This is a genomic window from Aeromonas lacus, assembly GCF_000764665.1.
Taxonomy (GTDB): Bacteria; Pseudomonadota; Gammaproteobacteria; order Enterobacterales; family Aeromonadaceae; genus Aeromonas; species Aeromonas lacus.
This window is the reverse complement of record NZ_JRGM01000132.1, coordinates 62,244-68,421: the sequence shown is the minus strand read 5'-3', so window position 1 is coordinate 68,421 and position 6,178 is coordinate 62,244. Positions and strand designations below refer to the sequence as shown.

General features: G+C 55.8%; 4 protein-coding genes. 3 read left to right on the top strand and 1 reads right to left on the bottom strand.

Features of this window, described 5'->3' with window-relative positions; all coding sequences use genetic code 11:
- Window positions 1-728: 728 nt before the first annotated feature.
- Window positions 729-1,847 (bottom strand): porin, encoded by a 1,119-nt coding sequence (locus LG31_RS0110410; RefSeq protein ID WP_033114404.1) that lies wholly within the window; start codon window positions 1,845-1,847, stop codon window positions 729-731.
- 400 nt (window positions 1,848-2,247) lie between these two features.
- Between LG31_RS0110410 and dinG the strand changes: the two genes are divergently transcribed.
- The 3 genes from dinG (at window position 2,248) to LG31_RS0110395 (ending at window position 6,116) form a co-directional block, all read left to right on the top strand.
- Window positions 2,248-4,320, top strand: coding sequence for an ATP-dependent DNA helicase DinG (gene dinG, locus LG31_RS0110405; RefSeq protein ID WP_033114403.1), 2,073 nt, complete (start codon window positions 2,248-2,250; stop codon window positions 4,318-4,320).
- Window positions 4,321-4,478: 158 nt separating this feature from the next.
- Window positions 4,479-5,138: a YccT family protein gene (locus tag LG31_RS0110400; protein ID WP_033114402.1), complete on the top strand. Its 660-nt coding sequence runs from the start codon at window positions 4,479-4,481 to the stop codon at window positions 5,136-5,138.
- 81 nt (window positions 5,139-5,219) lie between these two features.
- Window positions 5,220-6,116 carry a histone deacetylase family protein gene (locus tag LG31_RS0110395; protein WP_033114406.1) on the top strand — a complete coding sequence of 299 codons (897 nt, stop codon included), beginning with the start codon at window positions 5,220-5,222 and terminating at the stop codon, window positions 6,114-6,116.
- The last annotated feature ends 62 nt before the right edge of the window (window positions 6,117-6,178 follow it).

Sequence of the window (6,178 nt, the reverse complement as noted above, 5' to 3'; positions counted from 1 at the left end):
CGGCAATCGGCAATCGGCAATCGGCAATCGGCAATCGGCAATCGGCAATCGGCAATCGGCAATCGGCAATTAAAGATCGAGCTGCAATACAACCGAACAGCCAAGCCACAGGTCAAATCAGCCATATTGGCTATTGCCTTCTTCTGCCATACAGCAGCAGAGGCCTAAAACCACAGCAGACACACGAAAGCTCTGACGTCCGTCCAACAGATTCTCAATCAGACAACCCTTTAAAGTCGGCCATATCCCTCACAACGTTGAACGCAATGCTCCACACCCCGTCAACAGGCCAAGAAGGTCGCCATAAATTTAATTTATGTATTTTCACCAAATGACCAAATTTTTGTTTATACCGCACATATATTCCTCCCCCAACTCCTCGCGCTGCCATTGTCCACCGGGCAGAGGCTGCGCCCGAATTCGGGCTGTTCACTTAACAGAACCGTAGCGCCTGTTAGCCTGAAGGTATTTATGAGGAGCAGAAGCAGAAGCAGAAGCAGAAGCAGAAGCAGAAGCAGAAGCAGAAGCAGAAGCAGAAGCAGAAGCAGGAGAGATTAATCGTAACCACAGCTTTGACAACCGGGACAGCTATGCTGCTTACCCAGCCGCTCATCCAATCACTATCAAGACAGCAAGACGCCAAAAAGAAAATGGCCGGATATCAATCCGGCCATTTTATCGCTTGGTCAAAGACTCAAGCTTGGATATCGCTTGTCAGCAACTTCTTATTAGAAGTTGTACTGCAGAGCAACAGTCCACTCGTCGTCCAGCTTCTCGATGCTCTGGATTTTGTACTCGGTGTAAGCTTTCAGCTTCGGAGTGAAAGAGTACTGAACACCCAGCAGAGTTTCGTCAACCAGATCCTTGTAGTTGGAACCGGCAGTGTTAGCTTTGACTTTGGACTCTTTAAAGTTGTAGCCAGCCAGGAAGGTCCAGGCGTCTACGTTGTAGGACGCAGCCAGTTCATAACCACGGCCTTTGTCTTTGTCGCCAGCGGTCGCTGAAGAGTACTTCAGGTCGCCTTCGGTATACATACCGGCGAAGTAGAAACCGTTGATGGCATAGTGAGCGCCCAGAGCCCACTCTTTCTTGTCACCGGTGGTGCCACTTACAGTGTTTTCCAGGTCGGAGTAGGCATAACCTGCGTTGAAGCCCAGACCGAAGTCAAAGTCGTAGCCGGCAGCAGCTGCATAACCGTAGTTACGCTTAACGTTGTCACCGTATGCGGTTTTCTCTTTGATGCTTTGACCTACGTCAGTAACAACAACAGCTTTATCATCGTTGGTCTGATAAGACAGCTTGCCTTTGAAGCCACCGATAGCGTTGGCGTAAATGATCTGGCCTTCTTGACGACCGTCGTAGAAGTTACCGGCATCGCCCCACTCGTTGAAGATATCGGTCGGTTCCAGAACGTCGTAGAAAGCAGTATCGGTCTGACCGAAGATGACCTTACCGTACTGAGTGCCGTCGAAGCCGACATAGACGTGACGGGAGTTGAACTTGTTGTCGGAGTTTTCAGCAGAAACTTGCCACTCGGTCTTGGCAATAGCAGCCCAGGTGTTGTTCAGGGCGATTTTACCAGACCAACCCAGACGGGAAGAACCAATCAGCTCACCGTCAACGTCCTCGTAATGAGCAGGAGTACCCGGTTTAATTCCTGGCTGACCGTTAACAATCCCCACGGAATCGTCGGTAGCAGCAACAGATTTGTTGTGATCGCCGTAGTAGTTAGCCTGTACACGGCCGTATACGTCGAAAGTCACACCGTCTTTGTCATAAACAACGGCAGCGTTGGCTGCGGATGCAAACAGAGCCGGGATAGCAATAGCCAGAATTGTCTTTTTCATAGTTTCCAATGCCTACTGTAATTAAACACTAAGTCTTTGTTATTCCCTGTGTTAGCGATGTACTTTGCATCACTATGACGGCGAGACTAGCACCGGGTTTTCACAACCGCAACGAAAAAACTTGGAACTTTTTATGAAAAGCATAGTCACCGAGGCAGAAATGTGAGCCAGCTCTCACATTGTCCGCCCATCAAAGGAAAACGTTTACAACGCTTTTTGCTGTTTTTTTATACTTACACAGCCTGTTTTTTAGGTAATTGCAGCTAACTCCCTGATAAACAACCAACCTCATCAGACCAGTGCGAAATGAGGGTGATAAAAGAGCGCCCCTCGACCCCGACAAGGGGATACGGGTATCCTTAGCCTTTCCCCGCGCAACAACCAAACTGGCCTCCTCTTTATGCTGTCAACTCGCCTCAAAGCCACTATTCGTCAAACCTACCGCCAGATTTCGGATGGCTTGCCCGGTTTTGTGCCGCGTAAAGAGCAGAATTTTCTGGTTGCCGAGATAGCCAAGACGCTGACCGGGGAGTATGACAAACAGCGCCGTATTCTGGTGGCCGAGGCGGGCACCGGTATCGGCAAGTCCCTCTCCTATGCTCAGGGAGCGATCCCTGTCGCGAGATTGACCCAGAAAAAGCTGGTGATCTCCACCGCCACCGTGGCATTGCAGGAGCAGCTGATCCACAAGGATCTCCCCTTCTATCACCGCCACAGCGAGTTGCCGTTTCGCTTTATGCTGGTCAAGGGGCGCCAGCGCTACTGTTGCGAACATCTGCTGGAGCAGGCTGCAAGCGGTAGCGAAATGGCCAACTTCGAATTCGACTTCGGCGCCCTGAGCAAACACAAGCCGTCAGATGATGACAAAGCCTGCTATCAGGCACTTTGGCAGGCCTACACCGAAGGCAAGTGGGATGGTGATCGGGACAACTGGCCCAAACCCATTCCTGACCTGTGTTGGGATCGTATCGCCGCCGATCGCCACACCTGCAACAAGGCCCTGACTCACCATCAACACTGCCCCTTCCACCGTGCCCGCAACGACATGGATGCAGCCGACGTGCTGGTGGTCAACCATGCATTGCTGCTCTCTGACCTCACCATGGGTGGCGGCATCATCCTGCCGCCACCCGACGAGTGCATCTATGTGCTGGACGAAGCCCACCATTTGCCCACCATTGCCCGGGATCACGGCGCCGCCTCGGCCAGCGTCAAAGGCTCCCGCCGCTGGCTGGAAAAACTGGTGCAAAGTGCCGGCAAGCTGACTCGAACGCTCAATAAAGAGAGCCTTATCGACCCGCAATTGAAGTTGCAGGATGCCCTCGCATCCATCCAACCCGACCTCAAGGCGGTGGAACAGTGGCTCGCCAGTAATGACCGGCTGTTTGGCAGCGAGATGCACTACCGTTTTGGCGAAGGGGTGTTGCCAGACCCGCTGCCGATGCTGGCGGAAAATCTCAAGGAGTCGAGCAAGAAGGCGCTGCGAGCTCTGGACAGAATGCAGGCAGCCATCGGTGAAGCCCTGAAAGATGGCGAGATCCGCCGCAAAGAGGCCGAGCCGCTGCTGGCCGAGAGCGGTTTTCATCTGCAGCGGCTGGAAAGCTTCTGTGCCCTGTGGGAGATGTTGGGGCGCCATATTCCCGAGGGGAAGACGCCGCTCGCCCGCTGGATGGCCAAGAGTGACGATGGCGACATCTGGCTGCATGCCTCCCCCATCGAGGTGGGTTATCTGCTGGAAGAGTGGCTCTGGTCCAAGTGTCTGGGCGCAGTGCTGGTCTCGGCCACCCTGACCGCCCTCTCCTCTTTCAGCTATTTTCGCCACCAGGTGGGTTTGAAGGAGCACGACGGCACCCGCTATCTGCGCCTGCGTTCCCCCTTTGATTACCAGAAGGCCGAACTCTATCTGCCCAAGATGGCCCATGAGCCCAACTCCCCAGCCTTTACCGACGAGCTGATTAGCGCTCTGCCACGCCTGCTGGCGGGTAAAGAGGCAAGTCTGGTGCTCTTCTCCTCCTACCGACAGATGAACGAAGTAGCCGTTGGCCTCAGGGCAAAGGGGCTCTCTTTGCTGGTACAAGGCGAGGCCTCCCGCAACGCCCTGCTCACCCTGCACAAGCAGAAGTGCGACGGCGGCCAGGCCAGCATTCTGTTCGGTACCGGCAGCTTTTCCGAGGGGCTGGATCTGCCCGGTCACTACCTCACCAACCTGGTCATCACCAAGCTGCCGTTTGCGGTGCCCAACTCGCCGGTGGAAGAGGCCACTGCCGAGTGGGTCGAGAAGCGGGGCGGTAATCCCTTTTTGCAACTGACGGTGCCGGAAGCATCGCGCAAGCTTATTCAGGCTTGTGGTCGCCTGATCCGCAAGGAGGCCGATCGGGGACGGGTCACCATTCTCGATCGCCGCCTGCTGACCAAACGCTATGGCAAGGGGCTGCTCGATGCCCTGCCCCCGTTCAAACGGCGTATTGAATGACACTCCTGAATCGCGGAGCCGCTCAACGCTAATGAGAAAGAAGATGGTAACAGAGCCTATTTTGACCACCTCAAAGAGCAATTGCCGCAGTGGGCCAAACCTGTAAAAATGAGCCCCTGTTTTCAGCAGGCAATCGTCTGACTGTTCAAGGAGATGAAATGAAACTGACTGTTCTGGTACCGGCACTGGCTGGTCTGTTGTTTGCGGGTAGCGCCCTGGCCAATACCCAGGTCGAAGTAAGTGCCCCTTATGTTGCCCAGCTGATCGACGGCCAACCTATCAATCCCAAGCTGCTCGACAAAACCAGCACTTTCCCGCTCAGCGCTGGCAAGCATCAGCTGGTTGTTGCTTTTGAAGGGAACTACTCCAGCCGCAACGACATCAAGCTGGTAACTGCCGAACCACTGGTGCTCAACTTTACTGCCGCCGACAACCAGAAGCTGGTGCTGGACTTCAAAAAGCCCCGCAATGAAATGGAAGCCAAGCAGTTCGTCAAGGATCAGAAAGTTGCTCTGAAAGACGCCGCCAGCGGTCAGACCCTGGCCAGCGAGCAGTTCGTGATGCCGAAAGTTGAAGGCTTCCAGCTGACTCGTGACTACCAGCAAGAGCTGATCAACATGGGCAAGGCATTCAACCAGCCCAAGACTGTCGCCATCTCCTCTGCTGCCGTCATGGCCGCGGCCAGTGCACCGGTTCAGGCCGCTCCGAACAAGGCCGAGAGCAACCCGGAAGCCCTGACCCAGCTGCAAAACTGGTACAACAAGGCCGATGCGGAGACCCGCAAAGCGTTCCAGATCTGGGTTATCCAGCAGCAGTAATTGGATGATCCATCCCGCATCGCCGGGAGAGACAAGGGGAGCCAGGCTCCCCTTTTTCATATCTGCAAAGGCCCTGCCGTCATGTCACTGTGCATCTTCTATCACCCCCTCTACTCTGCCCTGGCCCTGCCAGAGCACCATCGCTTCCCGCTGGCCAAGTATCAGGCGCTGTTTGAGCAGCTGGACAGCCTCGGTTATCCGCTGGCAGAGGCCGCGCCCGCCAGTCGTGCGCAGATAGAGAGAGTGCATGATGCAGCCTATGTGGAGGCGGCCCTCACCGGCACCCTCGATGCGAGCGCCATCCGTCAACTTGGTTTTCCCTGGTCTCCCTTGCTGATTGAACGCACCTTGCGCTCGGTGGGTGCCACCATTGCCGCCAGCCGCAACGCCCTGGAGCAGGGTTGCGGCCTGCAGATCTCCGGTGGCTATCACCACGCCCACCGGAATATTGGCAGCGGCTTTTGTCTCTTCAACGATCTGGTGATCGCCGCCCAGACCTGCCTGGACGAAGGGCGCTGCGAGCAGGTACTGATCATCGATCTCGATGTCCATCAAGGGGATGGCAGTGCCGCCCTGTGCCAAGGGCGGCGCGATATTATCACCCTATCCCTGCACGGGGAGCACAACTTCCCCCGTCACAAACCCGCCTCCCACATGGATTTCGCCCTGCCAAGCGGCATGCAGGACGATGCCTACCTCACCACGCTGGCGGAGGCGCTCAACCTGGCGCTGCGGCTCTACACCCCTGACCTCATCCTCTATCAGGCTGGCGTGGACGTACACCGGGGCGACGAGCTTGGCTATCTCGCCTTGAGCGATGAGGGGGTACGCCTGCGCGATGCCATGGTATTTGACTGCGCCCGGCAGCACGGCTTGCCCATTGCGGCAGTACCGGGTGGTGGCTACCGGCGCGACTGGCAGCAGCTGATCCCGCTGCATATGTCCTTGTTTGAAGAGGCGAACAAGCGTTACGGCTAGCCGTTAATCTCCGATAACCACCGTTGCAGGCAGCAACAAGGCGGCCCTGGGGCCGCCTCTGC

Coding starts and splice junctions, on each gene's coding strand:
- LG31_RS0110410 (WP_033114404.1), bottom strand. CDS start 1,847: ATGAAAAAGACAATTCTGGCTATTGCTATCCCGGCTCTGTTTGCATCC.
- dinG (WP_033114403.1), top strand. CDS start 2,248: ATGCTGTCAACTCGCCTCAAAGCCACTATTCGTCAAACCTACCGCCAG.
- LG31_RS0110400 (WP_033114402.1), top strand. CDS start 4,479: ATGAAACTGACTGTTCTGGTACCGGCACTGGCTGGTCTGTTGTTTGCG.
- LG31_RS0110395 (WP_033114406.1), top strand. CDS start 5,220: ATGTCACTGTGCATCTTCTATCACCCCCTCTACTCTGCCCTGGCCCTG.